Source organism: Neoroseomonas soli (assembly GCF_018129065.1).
GTDB lineage: Bacteria > Pseudomonadota > Alphaproteobacteria > Acetobacterales > Acetobacteraceae > Neoroseomonas > Neoroseomonas soli.
Map to the genome: position 1 here is coordinate 1 of NZ_JAAEDM010000065.1, position 19,145 is coordinate 19,145.

Consider the following 19,145-nt stretch of genomic DNA (forward strand, 5'->3'; position numbering starts at 1 on the left):
AGGGCCGCCGCCTGCTCGCGGCCCCCGGTGCCCGGCGTGCCCTGCCGCAACCGCCGCGCCGCATCGCGGGGCCCGAGGCATCATGAGCGCGACGCTGTCCCTGCCGGCCCCGCCGCGCGCCGCGGCGGCGCCGGTGGTCCCGGTTCTGCTGCTCTGCATCCTGCTCTCGGTCGCGGTGCAGGCGACGCTGCTGACCACGCCGCTGCTCACGATGCATGTCTTCGACAGCGTGCTGGAAAGCCGTAGCCTGGACACGCTCTGGGTGCTGGCGGCGGCGTTCCTGGCGGTGCTGATGCTGGGTGGGGTGCTGCGCCACCTGCGCGCGGCGCTGCTCGCGTCCATGGCCGAGCGCGCCGGTCGCCGGCTGGAACTGCGCGCGCTCGCCGCGACGGTGCGCGTCAGCCTGGCGGGGGAGCGCGTCGTCGCCGCACGGGCGCTGCAGGACGTGGCGGCGCTGCGGCGGCTGCTGGGCGGGTCGGTGCCGGCGGATGTGCTGGACCTGCTGTCCATTCCGCTTGCGCTCGGCTTCCTCTGGATGCTGCACCCGCTTTTCTTCACGGTGGCTTTCGTGGCGGCGCTGGTGCAGGCGGCGATCGGCGTGCTGGCGGACCGCGCGGCACGGGGCACGCTGTCGGCGGCGACGCAGGCCGAGGGGTTCGCGCGGCGGGAACTGATCGGGCGCCTGGGGCAACGCGACCTGGTGCTGGGGCTTGGGCTGCTGCCGGCGGTGCTCGCCCGCTTCGCGCCGGTTCACGCGCAGGCCGTGGCGGGGCGGGGCCGGGCGGAAGGGCAGGCCAGCGCCCTTGCGGGGTTGCTGCAACTGGGCGGCTTCGCGCAGCAGATCGCCGTTGTCGGCACCGGCGTCTGGCTCCTGCTGGAGCACCGCATCTCGCCCGGCTCGATGATCGCGGCGGCCACGATGGTGAACCTCGCCATCCAGCCGGTGATGCATCTCGTCGGCCATTGGCGGGATTGGAGCGAGGGGATCGCCGCGGCGCGGCGGCTGGCCAATGTGGTCAGGCGCGGTGCACCGCCCGCGCCGGTAGGGCCCGACGCCTCCGCGCCGCCGGGGCTGATGATCGAGGGCCTCACGCTGCGCGCCCCGGGTGCGGCGCGGCCAATGCTGGAGGGGCTGCACCTGTCTCTCGCACCCGGCCAGGCGGTGCTCCTGGCCGGGCCGAATGGGGCGGGGAAGACCACGCTGCTGCGCGCGATCCTCGGCCTCGCGGAACCGGAGGCGGGACGCGTGCTGCTCGACGGATGCGACACGCTGCGCACGCCGCGCGGCGAGACCGGCCCGCGGCTCGGCTACCTGCCGCAGGACGCGCAGCTGCTGGACGGAAGCGTGATCGAGAACATCGGGCGCTTCGCCGCCGAGGACGCGCGCTCGGCGGTCGCCGCCGCGCGGCAGGTCGGCGCGCATGAGGCCATCGGCCGCCTCCCGCGCGGCTACGAGAGCGCCGCAGGACCCGAGGCGGGCCTGTCCGGCGGGCAGGCGCGGCTCGTCTCGCTGGCTCGCGCCTTCCACGGTGCGCCGCGCCTGATCGTGCTGGACGAACCCGAGGCCGGGCTGGACGCCGCTGCGCGCGCCGGGCTGCGCCAGGCGGTCGCCACCGCGCGGGACGACGGGGCGGTGATGCTGGTGGTCTCGCACGATCCGACGCCCTGGCATGGCGTTGTCGATGGCGTGCTGCGGCTGGCGGGCGACGGAACCTGGTCGTTGGAGATGGAAGCATGAGCGCAGCGGCCGACGCATTGGAAGCGGCCTTCGACGCGGCGATGCCGCCGCCGCGCATCGGGCGTCTCGTGCTCGCGGCGCTGCTGGTGGTGATCGTGGGCGTCGGCGGGCTGGTGTCCTGGGCAGCCGTCACGCCGATCGAGCGCGCGGTGATCGGGCAGGGGGCGCTGGTCGCGGAGGGGCGGCGCAAGACGGTGACGCTGCTCGAGCCCGGCATCCTGCGCACGCTCCTGGTGCGGGAAGGCGAGCGCGTCGCGGCCGGGCAGCCGCTGCTGCAACTCGACACCACCCAGGCGGGCGCCGCCACGGCCCAGGCGCGCGCCGCCTACTGGGCCCAATCCGTGCGCGCGGCGCGGCTGACCGCCGAGCAGCAGGACAGCCGCCAGATGGTGCTGCCAGACGGCGCCGGCGACGCGGGCCGCGCCGATCCGGCGATCGCCTCGCTTATCGAGGCGGAGGGACGGCTCTTCGCCGCGCGGTGGGAAGCCTACGAGGGCGCGCTCGGTGTCAGCCGCACGCGCATCGCCCAGCAGCAGGAACAGATGGCCGCCCATGCCGCGCAGCGGGAGGCGACGGCGACGCGTCTCGTCGCGACGCGCGAGGAACTCGCCGGCGTCACGCAACTGCTGGAGCGCGGCTACGCCACGCGCACGCGGCACTGGGAATTGCAGCGGACGGAGGCCGAGCTCGCCGGCAATCTCGGCCAGTACCAGGCGCAGGAGGCCCAGGCCCGCGAGGCGATCGCCCAGGCGCAGCTGGAAATGGCCAATACCCGCCTGAACCGCCAGCAGGAGGTCGCGCGCGACCTGCAGGACGCGCGCGCGCAGCGCACCGATGCCGAGCAGCGGCTGCGCGGCGCGCAGGACGTGCTTTCCCGCCGCGTCGTGACGGCGCCCGAGGCCGGGGTGGTGACGGAGATCCGCTTCTTCACCACCGGCAGCAGCATCGGCGCCGGGCAGCCTGTGCTCGACCTGGTGCCGCTGGACGACCGGCTGGTCGCCGAGGTGCGGGTCGCGCTGACGGATGTCGAGAACATCGCGGTCGGGCAGCGCGCGAGGCTGCGCTTCCCGGCCTTCCGCACGCGGGACGTGCCTCTGGCCGACACCGAGGTCATCTACGTCTCCGCCGACCGGCAGACCGATGCGCAGGGCAGCTCCTACTTCCTCGCGCGGCTCGCGATCGATCCTTCCATTGCCGCCACCCTGCCCGCCGGGGCGGCGCTCGCCCCCGGCATGCCGGTCGAGGCCTTCGTGCTCGGGGAGCGGCGGACCGCCCTCGACTACGTGCTGCGGCCGATCACCGACGCGCTGCGGCGCTCGCTGCGCGACTGAGCCATGCGCGTCGCCCCGCACCCCATGAAGCACCCGACGAGGCCCCTTGCATGACCGATTTCTTCGCCCTGCTCGAGAAGCGCCGTGTCGAGACCGTGCCGCCGGATGACGAGCCCGCGCCGATGACGCGCGAAGCGCTGCGCGCCATGCGCATGGCGGCACTGGCGCGTTCGGGGCTGTTCGACGCGGAGTACTACCTCGCTTCCTATCCCGACATCGCCACGGCGGGCAGCGAGCCGTTCGAGCACTTCTTCGACCACGGCTACACCGAAGGCCGGCGGCCGAACCCGTATTTCGATCCGCTCTGGTACCTGTCGCAGTACCCGGATGTCGCGCAGGGCGGACTGAACCCGCTGCTGCACTACGCGCTGCACGGCGATGCGGAGGGGCGCAGGGCCGGGCCGTTCTTCGACACCCGATGGTATCGCGGGCGCTACGAGGTGCCGGCCGGGGAGACGGCGCTGGCGCATTGGCTGAAGCATCGCGCGAGCGGCCGCTGCAGCCCGGTGCCGGAATTCGACGTGGACTACTATCTCGGCCGCAACCCGGACGTGGCGGCGGCCGGCGTCGATCCCTTCGAGCATTTCTGGTGCCAGGGCTACAAGGAAGGGCGCAACCCGTCCGCCGAGTTCGACGTGCGCTTCTACGCGCACCGCTACCTGCGCGGCGACCTCTCGGAGAATCCCTTCGCGCATTGGCTCGCACACCGGCACGAGCCGGGCGTGCATGGCCGCCTGCCGGACGACGAGGCGACAGTGCCGCGCGAGGTCAAGCGCTTCACGCGACCGGGGCCGGATTTCGAGGACTTCCGCCCGCTGCCGGCCGACGCGCCGCGGCGCGTGAAATTGCTCGCCTACTACCTGCCGCAGTTCCACGCCTTCGAGCAGAACGACGCCTGGTGGGGCAAGGGTTTCACCGAATGGACCAACGTCCCGCGCGGCCTGCCACGCTTCAAGGGGCACTACCAGCCGCGCGTGCCGCGCGACCTCGGCTTCTACACCTTGCAGGGCGACGAAATCTTCCGTCGCCAGGTGGAGATGGCGAAGGCCGGTGGCGTGCACGGCTTCGTCTTCTACTGGTACTGGTTCAACGGCACGCGGCTGATGGAAAAGCCGGTCGAGCGCTTCCTCGCCGACCCCTCCATCGACATGCCCTTCTGCCTGATGTGGGCAAACGAGAACTGGACGCGCCGCTGGGACGGGGCGGAGAGCGAGGTGTTGATCTCGCAGGACTACCGCCCCGACGACGACGAGCGGATGGTCGCGGAATTCGCCCGCCACTTCCGCGATGCCCGCTACATCCGCGTCGGCGGGCGGCCGGTGCTGATGGTCTATCGCCCCGCCCTGATCCCCGAGACGAAGTCCACCATCGCCCGCTGGCGGCACCTGTTCCGCGAGAAGCACGGCGAGGATCCGCTGCTGGTCATGGCGCAGGGCTTCGGCGACACCGACCCGCGGCCCTATGGCCTCGATGGCGCCATCGAGTTCCCGCCGCACAAGCTGACGCAGAACCTCGAGCCCATCGCGACGGGGCTCGACATCCTCGATCCCGATTTCACCGGCAAGGTGCACCAGTACGAGAGCGTGGTTCGCGTCTCGATCGAGGAACCCCCGCCGCCTTTCCCGCTGATCCGCACCGCCGTTCCATCCTGGGACAACGACGCGCGGCGACAGGGCAATGGCCTGGTCATCACCGGCAGCACGCCCGCCAAGTACGAGGCCTGGCTCGCCGCGCTGATCGAGCGCGCCGCGGAACACCCATTCCACGGCGAGTCCTTCGTCTGCGTGAACGCCTGGAACGAGTGGTGCGAGGGCGCTTATCTCGAACCGGACCTGCATTTCGGCAGCGCCTATCTCAACGCCACCGGACGGGCCGTGAGCGGCGCCACGCGGAGCGGCCAGGATGCGCCGCCGCGCCTGCTGCTGGTCGGCCACGACGCCTTCCCGGGGGGCGCGCAGCAATTGCTGCTGTCCATCGGCACCACGCTGCGCCGCGCCTTCGGCTGCGAGATCGAGTTCCTGCTGCTCGGCGGCGGGGCGATGGAGCCGGCGTATCAGCGTGTCGCGCCCACCACGGTGGTGGCGGGCGAAGCGGCGCTCGCCGCGCGGATCACTGCCGCCGCGGCGCGCGGCTTCCGCCACGCCATCGTCAACACGACTGCCGCGGGGTTGGCGGTCGCCGCGCTCAAGGCCGCCGGCATCGACGCGGTGCTGCTGGTCCACGAACTGCCGCGGCTGATCCGCGAGAAGCACCTCGCCGAACCCGCACGTGCCGGCATCTCGGCGGCGCGGCGCGTCGTTTTCCCGGCGCCCTTCGTGCGGGAGGAAGTTCTCGGCACGCTGGGCCTGCCGGAGGACGAGCGCTTCCTGCTGCGCCACCAGGGCATCTACAAGAACCTGGCCGCCCCGCCGGACGCAGAGGCGACGATCCGCGCGGAACTCGGCATGGCGCCGGAGGACCGTCTCGTCCTCGGCATCGGCTATGCCGACATGCGGAAGGGCTTCGACCTCTTCCTGCAACTGTGGCGTTTGCTGCGCTGGCGCGGGCGGCGGCGGGTGCATCTCTGCTGGCTCGGGACCATGGATCCCGCGATGCAGGGCTGGCTCGCCGAGGAGATCGCCGCCGCTCAGGCGACCGGCACCTTCCACATGCCGGGCCACCGCAGCGATGTCGGCGCCTTCCTGCGCGCGGCGGATGCGTATGCGCTGACCTCGCGCGAGGACCCCTTCCCCTCGGTGGCGCTGGAATCGCTGGCGAGCGGGCTGCCGGTCGTCGCCTTCGACCGCAGCGGCGGCATGCCGGGGCTGCTCGCCGAAACGGGCGCCGGCGAGGTGGTGCCCTACGGTGACGTGACCGCGATGGCCGAGGCGTTCGCGGCCCTGCTGCGCACCGACCGCGACGACCCGGCGCGCGCGAGCGACGCCGCCGCGCGGCAGCGCCTGGCCGCCGCGCGCTTTGGCTGGCGGCCCTATGTGCGGGACCTGCTGCACCTCGCGGTGCCGGACCTGGCCTCGGTATCGGTCGTGGTGCCGAACTACAACTACGCCCGCTACATGCCGGACCGGCTGGGTTCGATCTTCCGCCAGAGCCATCCGGTGCGGGAGGTGATCGTCCTCGACGACTGCTCGACCGACGACAGCCTCGACGTCATCCCCGCCGTCGCGGCACGCCATGGGCGCGACATCCGGCTGGAGCCCAACGCGGTCAATTCCGGCTCGGTCTTCGCCCAGTGGCGCAAGGCGGCGGCGCTCGCGCAGGGGGAGTTCCTGTGGATCGCCGAGGCGGACGACCTCTCGGACCCGGACTTCCTGCTGCGCGCGGTGGCGAGCCTGAAGGCCGACCCGTCCATCCGCTTCGCCTTCACCGACAGCAGCACCATCCACGCCGACGGCACGCCGATGTGGCCGGACTACAAGCAGTACTACGCGACGCTGGAACCGGGCGCCCTCGCGCGTTCCGAGGTGTTCGGCGCCACGGATTTCGTGCGCCGCTTCCTGGCGGTGAAGAACCTGGTGCTGAACGTCAGCGCCGTGGTCTGGCGCCGCGATGCGCTGGTCGAGGCGCTGGAACAATGCGGCGATGCCCTCTCCGGCTTCCGCATGGCCGGCGACTGGCGGCTCTACCTGCAGGCGCTCGCCGCCCCCGGTGCGCGCGTCGCCTACGAGGCGGCGCCGCTCAACGTCCATCGACGCCACGCGGCGAGCGTGACCCATGCGCTCGACGGCGATCGGCATGTCGATGAGATCGCACGCTGCCATGCCTTCGCGCGCGAGGCCTTCCCCGAGGCCGCCCATGCCGGGGCGGCGCAGCGGGCCTATCTGGCGGAGGTGGCGGCGCAGTTCGGACTGGCGCCGCCGCCTCCCGTCGGCAAGCGGCGCCGGGCGCGCCGCAGCAAGAGCCGCGCGAGCTAACGCGGCCGGTCACCACCCTGGACCACAAACCGATCGACAGGAGCCAATGGAATGTACATCCCGCCCTATGACGCCCTTCTCCGCAGCATCGGCACCTCGCGTGAGGAGCTGAAGGGAGAGCAGAACGTGACGGTGCCGCTCGGCCTGTTCCGCTTCCTGCTCCAGATCGCCGTCGCCAACGGCGACTTCAACGAGGCCGGCTACCTCGCCGCCAACCCCGACGTCGCGACTGCGACAAAGTCGGGCTCCATCGAGAGCGCCCGCCTGCACTACATCGGCTTCGGCTATTTCGAGGGCCGCAGGGGCGGCACGCCCGACGTGGACGAACGTTGGTACCTGCGCGCCTATCCCGATGTGGAGGCGGCGGTGAAGGCGGGGAAGCTCTCCTCCGGGCGCGAGCACTTCAGCATGGTCGGCGCCGCCGAATGGCGTAGCCCGAGCCCGCACTACGAGGCCGACACCCAGCAGTGGAAGCGCGCGCTCGAAGCCGCCTGAGACTCGGATCACGGCCGGGGCGGCGAAATCCGCCCCGGTCCACCCGCCCCGCAGCAAGACGCCATCCGGGAGGAAGCCCCCATGACGGATCCTGACATCCCACCGCTGTTCCGGATCTCGGCCCCCGGCAAGCGCATATGCTTCTGGGGTGCGCCGGCGCATGTGCCGGCGTACCGGAGCCTGGCCGAAGGGCTGGACGCGACCGGCGCGAACACCGGCAACCTTTTCATCGGGCACGGCCTGTTCCACGGCACCGACTGCCTGCACAAGGCCTTTCATCCAGGCTTCGGTGCCATTCCCGCCGAGCGGCTGCACGAGCATTTCGACATGCTCTTCGTCCCGGCGTCGAACTTCGTCGGCAACGGTGTCGACCTGACGGTCCACGCCGAGTATTTCGAGCGTGCGCGGCTGCCCATCTTCTGCTTCGGCCTCGGCTCGCAGCTGAAGCCGGGCGAGGCGCCGGCGCTGAAGCCCGGAACCGAGAAGTTCCTGCGCCTGATGTCCGAGCGCGGCGGCTCGATCGGCGTCCGCGGCGCCTTCACCGCCGAGGTGCTGTGGGACATGGGCATCCGCAACACCAGCATCGTCGGCTGCCCCTCGCTGCTCGGGCTGCGGGCCGGGACCCTTGCGCGGCTTGCCACCGCACGGCCGGGATTGGAGCGGATCGCGGTGAACTTCTCCAACAACGTCCGCCGCCACGCGCTGCATCCGGACGCGATGCGCGCGACCGAGAATGCCCTGTTCCAGCGCCTGCTCGGCGAGAACGCCTACTACATGTTGCAGAACGAGCAGCCGGAGATGGATTTCCTCGCCGCCATGGCGGCGGGGCAGGGGGATCGCGCGGCGGCCGCCGCGCGGAGCATCGCCGACCTCTTCGGGGTCTCCGCTTCCCGCGGGGAACTGCGCGACTTCGTCGAGCGCCGCATCCGCATCTTCTTCTCGGTCGAGGATTGGGTGGGTTGCATGGGGACGATGGGCGTCTCGATCGGCTCGCGCTTCCACGGCAACGTCGCGGCGCTGCTGGCGGGGACGCCGGCGCTGTTCCTGGTGCACGACATGCGCACGCGGGAACTCTGCGAGTTGCTGCGCGTGCCGCATGTGATGCTCGACCGTCCGCGGCCTGCCGAGGAGGTGATGGAGCGCGCCGCGTCGCTCGACTATGCGCCGTTCCTCGCGCAGTTCCGGCGGCTCGGCATCGAGTGGCGGCTCTTCCTCGAGAGGAACGGGCTCGGCCTCGGCTTTCACCAGGCGGAGATGGCCGAGCCGGTCGCGGCATAGTTCCCCTGCCGCGCCGCCGGTCACCGCCGGTCGGCGAAGGTCACGGCCTCGCTGACAGGTCCGACTCGCTGGCGCCGGGATTGAGAACGACGAGGGCGGCCAGCCCGCCGGCACGAAGCGGACCAGCGTGCCGTTCACCACCGGCGCGGCGAATCGTTCGCTGGCGCGCCGCCCTTCGATGAGCGGGGCGGCGGCCGCAGCGGCGGGATTGGACCGCCGCTTGGCCTTCTGGCGAATGCCCGGCGGCGGCCGTGCCTCGGAAGGGCCGCGTCCCGCGTGCCCCCTGCAAGGCTTCAGGGACATCTGGCGGCGGAGGGGGCAGAAGCGGAAGGGGCGGTGGCATTCCCGCCTCCCTCAAGGCAGTATATGCCTTGGCGTGCAGACCGGGCGGGACGGAGGCGCATCCTCGTGGCAATGGCCGGATACGATCAGGCGAACCGGATCCTCGCGATCAATACCAAGCTCGGGACGGACAAGGCCGTCCTGACCGAGGTCGAGGGCGAAGACGCAATCTCCAAGCCCTTCCTGTTCAGGATCAGGTTCTCGACCGAGGAGCCGGCCGAGAAGGTCCAGAAGCTGCTCGGCACCGAGGTGACGCTGTGGTTCGGGCGGCCGGGCGAGAGCGACCTCGGCATCACCGGCGTGGAGCGCCGGCCGCTGCACGGGCATTTCAGCCGCCTGACGCGCGGCTTCGCGCAGCGCGGCGATGCGACCGAATGGCGGGCCGAGGTGGTGCCGGCGCTGTGGTTCCTCTCCCGCACCAGCGACTGCCGCATCTTCCAGGAGAAGTCCGTCCCGGACATCGTCAAGGCGGTGCTCGACCTGCACGGCGTCAAGAACGTGCAGATGAAGCTGACCGGAAGCTACGACCCGCTCGACTACTGCGTCCAGTATCGCGAGACCGCGCTCGACTTCATCTCCCGCCTGATGGAGCAGAACGGCATCTTCTTCTGGCACGAGCACGAGATGAACCGGCATACGCTGGTCATCGCCGATGACAACGGTTCGACCTTCGCCGCGCCCTTCTCCAACGACCTGCCGATCACCGGCCGCGAGGATTCGGATGCCATCCGGCGACTGGATGAGGATTTCGCCGTACGCTCCGGCAAGTGGAGCCTGCGCGACTTCAACTTCGAGACGCCGTCGGTCGATCTCGAAGTGAACGAGCCGACGCAGATCGACGTCGAGCAGATGAAGTCGCGCGAGCGCTACGACTACCCCGGCCTCTACCCCGACAAGGGTCTCGGGAAGCAGGCCGCGCGGCTGCAGATCGAGCGTGAGGAGGCCTTCCACCAGCAGCGCCGCGGCGAAAGCGGCGTGGCGGGCTTCAATGCCGGCATGCGGGTGAAGATCGAGGGCATCGAGGATTCCGAGGTGCTGATCACCGAGGTCCGCCACCGGGCCGAGGACTACAGCCACTGGACCACGCAGGCCTGGGGCCGGCGCCAGCCGACCGAGCCGCATTACGACAACGAGTTCGTCTGCATCCCCAAGAGCGTGAAGTTCCGCCCCGAGCGCGTGACGCCGAAGCCCTCCGTGCACGGCCCGCAGACCGCGATCGTCACCGGCCCGTCGGGGGAGGAGATCCACACCGACAAGTACGGCCGCGTGAAGGTGCAGTTCCACTGGGACCGCCTCGGGAAGAAGGACGACAAGTCCTCCTGCTGGATCCGCGTCTCGCAGGGCTGGGCGGGGCAGAACTGGGGCCAGATCCACATCCCTCGCATCGGGCATGAGGTGATCGTGGACTTCCTCGAAGGCGACCCCGACCGCCCGATCATCACCGGCCGCGTCTACAACGCAGAGAGCCAGGTGCCCTACGGCCTGCCCGCGAACAAGACGCAGTCCGGCATCAAGACCAACTCCACCAAGGGCGGCGGCGGGTCGAACGAATACCGCTTCGAGGACAAGAAGGGCTCGGAGCAGATCTACATCCACGCCGAGAAGGACTACGACACCGAGGTCGAGAACAACGAGACCCGCAAGGTCGGCCTGAAAGGCACCGGCGACCGCACGACAACGATCAAGAACAACGAGACGCTGACCGTCGGCAACGACAAGAACACCACGGTCAACGGCCACTTCACCGAACTGATTCAGAAGACCGAGTTCCGTGCGGTCACCGGCGACGTGACCGAGACCTTCATGGCCAACGAGACACGCACCATCGCTTCCTCGATGACGGAGACGATCGGCGCGAGCGTGACGCAGACCATCGGCGCGTCCTTCACCCAGACCGTCGGAGCGGCGGTCACGCAGACCGTCGGGACCTCGATCGCGCAGACCGCCGGCGTGTCGATCGCGATCACCGCGGGCGCCTCGATCACGCTGACGGCGCCCTCGATCAAGCAGATCGGTCCGAGCTGGTTCAAGACCGGTCTCGCCTCGGGCGACGCCTACGTGTTCAAGACCAGCAACTCAGCGGTCAAGACCGACGTCTCGGGCGTGTCGATCGGCATCGTGGCGGGGCTCAAGTTCGACGTCGCCGGCATCAAGATGGACAATTTCGGCCTGTCCATCAAAACCGGCGGCATCGAGATCAAGAACAAGGCGCTGGCCGTCCGCAGCAAGGCGTTCGAGACGAAGCGCGGCCTGAAGCTCTATTCCGCGTGAGTGACCTGCTCCGCATGGGGCCCCTGACGTGGATCCTGGTCGCGCTGGTGCTGTTCGCCGTGGCGGTGCCGGCCTTGATCTTCGGACCGAACCTCCTGCGCGGGATGCAGGAGAAGCGGATCCGCGCCCACGGATTGCCGGCGACCGCCGTCGTCACCGGCATGGACGAGACGGGGCGCCGCTTCGGAATCGAGCTTGTGCCCGAACTCGTCATCCACTTCGAGGTCCGGGCGGAGGGGCGCCCGCCATGGCGCGGTTCCATCACGCGCATTCCCGGCGCGGACGATGTGCGCTTCTTCCTTCCCGGGCGCACCTTCGACGTGCGCTACGACCCCGCCCACCCCGAGCGCATCGCGGTCATGCCGTGACGTCAGGCAGGCTTCCGGCATGAAGATCCTCAAGCCCTTCGCGCTCGGCGTGCTGTCGCGGCCGGTCGAGTTCCAGCGTCGTTTCTTCCTCACGGTCGCGGCCGTCAGCTTCTGCCCCATGGGGGACAGGCCGGGCCTGCTCGGCGACATCGCCATGTGGAAATTCCTGCCGACGGTGCTGCCGCCGGAGCAGCCGCTCGACCTGGTGCTGCCGAAGACGGCGGCGGAATTCCTCGTCGCCGGCAGCGCCTTCGCGCCGGGCGGGGCGCCGGTCCAGACGGTGACCGTGTCCGCGCGGCTCGGCGCCGTGACGAAGCGCCTTGCCGCCGTCGGCGACCGCTGGATCGAGGACGGCGTGCCGACCCAGCCGTTGCCCTTCACCGAGATGCCGCTCGGCTGGGACCGCGCCTATGGCGGCAAGAAATATCCGCAGAACCCGCTGGGCCGCGGCATCGACGAGGTGCCGATCCAGGGCGTGGGCTTCCGCGTGACGCTGCCCAATGTCGTGCTCCCGCAGGGCGCGCCGCGTCCCTCATCGCCGGAACCGGTCAATTTCGGCCCGATCGACATCTCCTGGCCGCAGCGCCAGCGCCTCGCCGGCACCCACGACCAGCGCTGGCTGGACGAGGACTTCCCCGGCTTCGCCCGCGACATCGACTGGCGGGTCTTCATGGCCGCCAACCCCGACCAGCGCTTCGCGGGCTTCCTCAAGGGCGACGAGGACTACGCCTTCACCAACATGCACGCGGAGGAGCCTGAACTCACGGGCCGCCTGCCGGGGCTGCAGCCGCGCATCCTGATCGAGCGCCGCGGCTCCGGCCGGCTCGAGGACGTGCCGCTCTCGCTGACCACCGTATGGTTCTTCCCCGCCCGCAAGCGCCTGGTGATGATCCACCACGGCCGCGTCCGGGTGGATGAGGAAGACGCGCGCGACGTGACGCTGGCGATCGTCGGCGCGGATCGCCTCGGCGCGCCGCGCCCCGTCTCGGCGTTCGAGGCGGTGATGGCTGCGCGCCTCGAACCCGAATACGGGCTGCTCGAAGCCATGCGCGACAGCGCCCTGGTGCCCGAGGAGATGATCGTCCCCGACCCCGACATGGAGGAAGCGCGCATCCGCCATGAGGAGCAGGGGCTGCTGCGCAAGCGCGCCCACCAGCGGCGCCTCAAGGAATACGAGAAGCAGCGCCAGTCGCTCGTCGAACTCGGCCTCGACCCCGACAAGCACGGCCCGCCCAGGCCGCAGGAGGAGGAGCCGGTCCCCTCGCTCGAACAGCTCCCCGCCGTGATCGAGCGCGTCCGCGCCGAATCCGAGAAGGTGCGCCGCGAGAGCGAGGCCTTCATGGCGAAGGAACAGGCGGAGGCTGAGGCCGCGGCCGCCGCCGCCGGCCAGCCAGTGCCGGACCTGAAGAAGAAGCCTGCCGGCCCGCCGCCCTTCTCCGCCGCCAGGACGCGCAGCGAGATGGAGGCGGAGGCGGCACAGATGCAGGCCGAGGGGCGCGACGCCGCCATCGTGCACAACACCCTGGCCGATCCGGCCATCGGCAAGCTTTGGGTCGATGCGGAGGAAGGCGAGCGCAAGGCCTACCTTCTCGCCGCCGACCAGCAGGATCCGGCGCCGCGCCTCGACGCCGCCGCCAATGCCGCGCTGCGCGTCAGGCTGCTCGACGGAAGCCGGGGCGGGCCGCGGCTCGACCTGTGTGGCGCGGATCTCTCCGGTCTGGACCTCTCGGGCTTCGACCTGACCGAGGCTTGGCTGGACGGCGCCAACCTGACCGGGGCGAACCTGCGTGGCGCGAAGCTCGAACGCGCGGTGCTGGCCCATGCGCGGCTCGAAGGCGCGAACCTGTCGCGCGCCGACCTGGAAGAAGCCAATCTCGGCCGCGCCTCGCTCGTTGACACGGACCTGTCGGACGCGATCCTGCGCGGCGCGGTGCTGCGCGGGGCGGACCTGCGGCGCGCGCGCTTCGAGCATGCGGACCTGACCGGCGCGGTGCTCGGCGATGCCTCGCTGGAAGGCGCGGACCTCGCCGGCGTGGTGGCGCCGAACCTGGTGCTCAGCGAGGCCACGCTCACCGGCCTGCGGGCGGCGGGGGCGATGCTGGAAGGGGCGGTCTTCGTGAAGGTGAACCTGGCCGGGGCGGACTTCACCGGCGCCGACCTGCGGAAGGTGGCCTTCGTCGGCTCGCGCGGACAGGGGGCGGTCTTCGACGGTGCGGACCTCTCCAAGGCCGCTTTCGCCGAAGCCTGCGACTTCACGGGTGCGCGCTTCGCCCGTGCGCGCTGCCTCGGCACCAACCTGCGCGGCACGGTGCTGGAAGGCGCGGTCTTCGACGGCGCGGTGCTGGATGATTCGGACCTCTCCGACTGCCGGCTGCAAGGCGCTTCCTTCGACATGACGCGCGCGCGGCAAACGCGCTTCGTCGTTGCCGACCTGCGTGGCGCACGCATCACCCGCGCCGACCTGATGGGCGCGAGCCTCGCGCGCGCGGACATCCGCGGCGCCGACCTCAGCGACAGCAGTCTCTACGAGGCCGACCTCGCCCGCATCCATGGCGACGGCGCGACGCGCTATGAGCGCACCCAGCGCACGCGCGTGCGCCTCAACCCGCGCAGGACGCCGACATGAGCCGGGCAGAACTCGAAGCGCTGGTGCGCGACGGCGAGATGATCGGACGCGAGCGCAGCTGGGCCGGGCTGAACCTTGCCGGCGCCGATCTTTCGGGCGGCCTGTTCGAGGGGGCGGACCTCTCCAACACCGACCTCAGCGGCGCCAATTTCCGTGAATCGCTGTTCACCAATGTGCGCCTGGACGGCGCAAACCTCTCGGGCGCGAACCTGACGCAGGCGAACTTCGTCGAATGCGCCATGACGCGCGTGAATCTCGGTGGCGTGGAGGCGCCGATGTGGAACGCCGTCGGCTGCGGCCTGCGCGGCGCGAATTTCGGAAAGGCCAACCTGACCGGCGCCTCCATCATCCAGTGCCGGCTGACGCGCGCCACCTTCGTGGGCGCGACGATGGCGAAGGTGAACATGATGAAGTGCCGCACCGACGAGATCGACCTCGGCGGCACGGTCTGCGAGGACGTGGTCTTCATCGAGGGCGACTTCACCCGCGTCGGCATCGCCGGCACGCGCTTCATCCGCACCGCCTTCATCCAGGTCCATTTCGCCGGGCGGGCGCTGCCGGGCTTCCAGGTGGGCGGCTGCTTCTTCTCCGAATGCGACATCTCGGGCTGCGACCTCTCGGGCGCGGACTTGGTCCAGGCGGGGCTGCAGAAGGCCAAGGCCGTGGGGACGAATTTCGAGGGCGCGCGCATGGCCAGGGCCGTGCTGCTCGAGGCAACGCTGCATGGGGCGGTGCTGCGCGGGGCGGACCTGTCCAACGCCATCCTGCAGGATGCCGACCTGACCGAGGCCGACGCCTCCGGCGCCCGCATGGTGCAGGCGATCTGCGTGCGGATGAAGGCGCCGCGGGCGCGCTTCGGCCAGTGCGACATGACCTATGCCGACCTGAGTCACGCGGACCTCGAGCAGGCGGACCTGGCCGGCGCCACCCTGGCACGTGCAAACCTTCATATGATCCGCGACGCAGGTGCGCGTATCCCGGACCGTCGGTCGGCGCTGCCGCCCGACCAGGACCGGGCGCAGGCCGAACAATGGCAGCAGCGCTTCGCGCCGCGCTGAGAAACGGGACGGGCAAGGAGAGGCAGATGAACGCGATCACCGGAATGACCGGCCTGGCCATGGCGGAGACCGAGGCGGCGGACGTGCTGGCGCGGGACGGCGATGCCTACACGCTGCGCCTCGAAGGCCGCGAGACGCCGGCGCGGCGCGCCTTCTCCTGCCTGGTGGAGCCCGAGCCGGGCGATGTCGTCCTGCTCGGGCGGGCCGGGACGGTGCGCTACATCCTCGCGGTGCTGGAGCGCGCGGGGGATGCGCCGATGCGCCTCGCGCTGCCCGACGGCGCGACGCTCGCGGCCGATGGCGGGCGGCTCAACCTCGCCGCGCAGACGCTGGTGATGGAGAGCGAGCGGACGCAGGTGGTGACCGGCACGCTCGGCGTCTCAGCCGACCGGACGGAGGCGCGCGCGGGCCGCCTCTCCCTGGTGGCCGAGGCGATCGAGACCATGGCCGAGCGCATCATCGGCCGCTTCCGCCGGTCCTACCGCTTCGTCGAGGAGAGCGAGCAGATCCGCGCGCGCGACATCGACCAGCGCGCCAGCGGCCACCTGCACCTGCGCGGCGAGACGGCGAACGTCCAGGCGGGCGTGCTGGTGAAGCTGCACGGCTCGCAGATCCACCTCGGCTGAGGGCGCGCCGATGTTCGCCAACACCCAGATGATGGGAATGGACTTCGCCTTCCCCGATGTCTGCATCACGCCGGCGGTGCCGCCGGTGCCGATCCCCTATCCGAACATCGCGATGGGGCCGACCGCGATCCCGAACCAGTTCTCGACGCTGGTGCTCGGCGCGCCGATGCACAACATGGGCACCACCATCCCCATGACCAACGGCGACAATGCCGGCGTGCTGCTGGGCGTGGCCTCGGGCACGGTGATGGGGCCTTCGCGGCACCTGATCGGGTCCTTCACCACGCTGATCGAGGGGATGCCGGCGACGCGGCTGACCTCCATGTCGCTGCAGAACAGCACGAACATCCCAGGCTGCCGCGTGGTGCCGAGCCAGACGCTGGTCATCATCCTGGCGCCGTGACGCCGGGAAAGGTTTGACGCCGCCCGGCGCGAGCCTTAAGTTAACCGTATGGTTGACTTAGAGGCCGCCCGTCTGGATCGCGTTTTCGGCGCGCTTGCCGACCCGACGCGGCGCGCCCTGGTCGAGCGTCTGGCGGCCGAGGAGGGCCTTTCCGTCAGCGCCTTGGCAAGGCCCTTCTCCATGTCCCTGCCGGCGGTGATGAAGCACCTCGACGTGCTGGAAGGCGCCGGGCTGATCGCGCGACAGAAGTCGGGACGCACCGTGTCCTGCCGCCTGGTGGCGGAACCGATGGAGGACGCCATGGGCTGGCTCGCCCGCTATGCGCGCTTCTGGTCGGAGAGCCTCGACCGATTGGCCGCCGAACTGGAAGCCAAGGCATGAACGAGGTCGTCCCCAGCCTCACCATGGTCCGGCGCATCAAGGCGCCGCCCGCCGCGGTGTTCGAGGCCTGGACGCGCCCCGAGATCCTCGCCCGCTGGTGGGGACCGCACCACACCATGGTGCTGTCGGCCGAGATCGACGCGCAGGTCGGCGGGAGTTTCCGCGTCACCCTCGTCGAGGACACCGGTGCCCGCCACACCGTGTCCGGCACCTATGCCGAGGTGGTGCCGGGGGAACGCCTGGTCTTCTCCTGGGCCTGGGAGGCGACGGCCGAACTCGTCTCCCGCGTCACCGTCACCTTCCGCCCGGTGCCCGAGGGCACCGAGGTCACGCTGGTCCATGACCGCTTCGCCAATGAGGGCACGGCCACCCGCCACCGCCGCGGCTGGACCGAATCCTTCGAGCGCCTGGTCGCCGAATTCGAGAAGGCGGCCTGACACAACAAGACCAAACGGGAGGGATCGATGCAGGGACCGGAACCCACGCCAGAGCACCGTTGGCTGCAGCGCCTGCTTGGCGACTGGCGGATGGAGGGCGAATGCCCCACCGGCCCCGGCCAGCCCCCCATGTCGGTGACGGCGACCGAGCGGGTTCGCGGGCTCGGCGACCTCTGGGTCATCGCGGAGGGCGCGACGGAGATGCCAGGCGGCGGCATCGGCCATACCCACATGATGCTCGGCTACGATCCGGCGCAGGGCTGCTTCCTCGGGACCTTCACGGCCTCGATGATGACGCATCTCTGGATCTATCGCGGGCACCTCGATGCGAGCGGCACGGCGCTGACCCTCGATACCGAGGGACCGGACATGAGCACGCCGGGCCGCATGGCGCCGTACCAGGACATCATCGGGCTGGATGCCGCGGGGAACCGCACGCTCACCACCCGCATGCAGGGCGTGGACGGGACGTGGCAGCAGATCATCGTCGCGCGCTATCGCAGCGCGGGCTGAGGAGGGCAGTGACATGGCGCAGCGCATCCTGCTGCTGATCGGCACCAAAAAGGGCGCCTTCATCATGGAAGGCGACGCAGGGCGGAAGGACTGGGGCCTGCGCGGGCCGTACTGCGACGCCTGGCCGGTCAACCACGTCATCGCGGACCCGGCGACGGGCGCCATCCACGCGGGTGGCGGCAATGAATGGTTCGGGCCGGCGGTCTGGACCTCGGGCGATCTCGGGGAGACGTGGACGCATTCCAGCGAAGGCCTCGCCTATGCGGCGGGCGAGACGCCGATCAAGTCGGTGTGGAGTCTCGCGCGAGGGCCTGACGCGCTCTTTGCCGGCGTCGAGCCGGCGGGGCTGTTCCGCAGCGAGGATGGCGGCACGACCTGGTCGCATGTGCACGGGCTGCGCGACCATCCCTCCCGCCCCGAGTGGCAGCCGGGCGGCGGCGGTCTGATCCTGCACCACATCGTGCCGCATCCCGGTGATGCGGACAGGATCTGGGTCGGCATCTCGACGGGCGGCGTCTTCTACACCGGCGATGGCGGCGCGACCTGGGAACCGCGCAACCGCGGCACGCGCCAGGATTATGCGCCTGAAGCCGAACGCTACCCGGAATTCGGCCAATGCGTGCATTCCCTGGTGCTGGCGCCGGGCACGGCGGACCGGCTCTACCAGCAGAACCACTGCGGCATGTACCGCAGCGAGGATGGCGGCCGGCAGTGGGTCAGCATCGAGAAGGGGCTGCCGTCAACCTTCGGCTTCCCCGCCGTGGCGCATCCGCGCGATGCCGACACGCTGTTCCTGGTGCCGCTGAACGGCGACACGCTCGGACGCTACGTGCCGGATGCGCAGGCGGCGGTGTGGCGCACGCGCGATGCCGGTGCGACCTGGCAGGCGCTGCGCAAGGGGCTGCCGCAGCAGAACGCCTTCATCGGCGTGCTCCGCCAGGCCATGGCGACGGACAGGCTCGAGCCGGCCGGCGTCTATTTCGGCACCAGCGGCGGCGGCCTCTACGCCAGCACGGATGAAGGCGAGAGCTGGACCTGCCTCGCGGAACATCTGCCGACCATCACCTCGGTCGAGACACTGGTGGTCGGGGGGTAGCGCCGTGGTGACGGTGCTGCTGCCGTCGGCGCTGGTGCGGCTGTTTCCGGGTGCGCCGCGCGTCGTCGAGGTGGATGCCGCGAACGTCGCTGCGGCGGTCGTGGTGTTGGATGCGCGCTGGCCGGGCATGCGGGACCGGCTGTGCGATTCCACGCCGGCGATCCGGCGGCACCTCAACGTCTTCGTGGAGGGCGAGCGCGCGACGCTCGCCACTCCCTTGCCGCCCGGCGGCGAGATGCTGGTGATGACGGCGATGAGCGGGGGCTGAACC

General features: G+C 70.7%; 16 protein-coding genes. All 16 read left to right on the plus strand.

Annotated features, from left to right (window positions below; translation table 11 throughout):
• The first annotated feature begins 82 nt into the window (after positions 1-82).
• The 16 genes from GXW76_RS19010 (at position 83) to GXW76_RS19085 (ending at position 19,142) form a co-directional block, all read left to right on the plus strand.
• Positions 83-1,738 (plus strand): ATP-binding cassette domain-containing protein, encoded by a 1,656-nt coding sequence (locus GXW76_RS19010; RefSeq protein ID WP_211863679.1) that lies wholly within the window; start codon positions 83-85, stop codon positions 1,736-1,738.
• A complete protein-coding gene (locus tag GXW76_RS19015) occupies positions 1,735-3,069 on the plus strand; it encodes an HlyD family type I secretion periplasmic adaptor subunit (protein WP_211863680.1) in 1,335 nt (444 codons plus the stop codon). Before GXW76_RS19010 ends, GXW76_RS19015 begins: the two co-directional genes overlap by 4 nt.
• Before the next feature lie 50 nt (positions 3,070-3,119).
• Positions 3,120-6,980, plus strand: a complete 3,861-nt coding sequence (locus GXW76_RS19020; RefSeq protein WP_246514521.1) for a glycoside hydrolase family 99-like domain-containing protein — start codon at positions 3,120-3,122, stop codon at positions 6,978-6,980.
• Positions 6,981-7,031: 51 nt separating this feature from the next.
• Positions 7,032-7,475 (plus strand): hypothetical protein, encoded by a 444-nt coding sequence (locus GXW76_RS19025; RefSeq protein WP_211863681.1) that lies wholly within the window; start codon positions 7,032-7,034, stop codon positions 7,473-7,475.
• An 81-nt stretch (positions 7,476-7,556) separates the two neighbouring features.
• Positions 7,557-8,753: a polysaccharide pyruvyl transferase family protein gene (locus tag GXW76_RS19030; protein ID WP_211863682.1), complete on the plus strand. Its 1,197-nt coding sequence runs from the start codon at positions 7,557-7,559 to the stop codon at positions 8,751-8,753.
• A 414-nt stretch (positions 8,754-9,167) separates the two neighbouring features.
• Positions 9,168-11,366, plus strand: coding sequence for a type VI secretion system Vgr family protein (locus GXW76_RS19035; protein ID WP_211863683.1), 2,199 nt, complete (start codon positions 9,168-9,170; stop codon positions 11,364-11,366).
• Complete coding sequence (locus GXW76_RS19040; RefSeq protein WP_211863684.1) at positions 11,363-11,734, plus strand: DUF3592 domain-containing protein; 372 nt, start codon at positions 11,363-11,365, stop codon at positions 11,732-11,734. The genes GXW76_RS19035 and GXW76_RS19040 overlap by 4 nt, the downstream gene beginning before the upstream one ends.
• Positions 11,735-11,753: 19 nt before the next feature.
• Complete coding sequence (locus GXW76_RS19045) at positions 11,754-14,360, plus strand: DUF2169 family type VI secretion system accessory protein (protein ID WP_211863685.1); 2,607 nt, start codon at positions 11,754-11,756, stop codon at positions 14,358-14,360.
• Entirely contained in the window at positions 14,357-15,418 is a 1,062-nt protein-coding gene (locus GXW76_RS19050; protein WP_211863686.1) for a pentapeptide repeat-containing protein, read from the plus strand. The genes GXW76_RS19045 and GXW76_RS19050 overlap by 4 nt, the downstream gene beginning before the upstream one ends.
• Before the next feature lie 26 nt (positions 15,419-15,444).
• Positions 15,445-16,044: a DUF3540 domain-containing protein gene (locus GXW76_RS19055; RefSeq protein ID WP_211863687.1), complete on the plus strand. Its 600-nt coding sequence runs from the start codon at positions 15,445-15,447 to the stop codon at positions 16,042-16,044.
• A gap of 10 nt (positions 16,045-16,054) precedes the next feature.
• Entirely contained in the window at positions 16,055-16,447 is a 393-nt protein-coding gene (locus tag GXW76_RS19060; RefSeq protein WP_211863688.1) for a DUF4150 domain-containing protein, read from the plus strand.
• Between the two features lie 48 nt (positions 16,448-16,495).
• Complete coding sequence (locus GXW76_RS19065) at positions 16,496-16,828, plus strand: ArsR/SmtB family transcription factor (protein ID WP_211863689.1); 333 nt, start codon at positions 16,496-16,498, stop codon at positions 16,826-16,828.
• The gene (locus GXW76_RS19070) at positions 16,825-17,265 is read left to right on the plus strand and encodes an SRPBCC family protein (RefSeq protein ID WP_211863690.1); all 441 of its coding nucleotides are present in this window, start codon (positions 16,825-16,827) and stop codon (positions 17,263-17,265) included. Before GXW76_RS19065 ends, GXW76_RS19070 begins: the two co-directional genes overlap by 4 nt.
• A 27-nt stretch (positions 17,266-17,292) precedes the next feature.
• Positions 17,293-17,778: a DUF1579 domain-containing protein gene (locus tag GXW76_RS19075; RefSeq protein WP_211863691.1), complete on the plus strand. Its 486-nt coding sequence runs from the start codon at positions 17,293-17,295 to the stop codon at positions 17,776-17,778.
• Positions 17,779-17,791: 13 nt separating this feature from the next.
• Entirely contained in the window at positions 17,792-18,874 is a 1,083-nt protein-coding gene (locus tag GXW76_RS19080; RefSeq protein WP_211863692.1) for a WD40/YVTN/BNR-like repeat-containing protein, read from the plus strand.
• Positions 18,875-18,881: 7 nt separating this feature from the next.
• Positions 18,882-19,142, plus strand: a complete 261-nt coding sequence (locus GXW76_RS19085; RefSeq protein ID WP_338150998.1) for a MoaD/ThiS family protein — start codon at positions 18,882-18,884, stop codon at positions 19,140-19,142.
• The last annotated feature ends 3 nt before the right edge of the window (positions 19,143-19,145 follow it).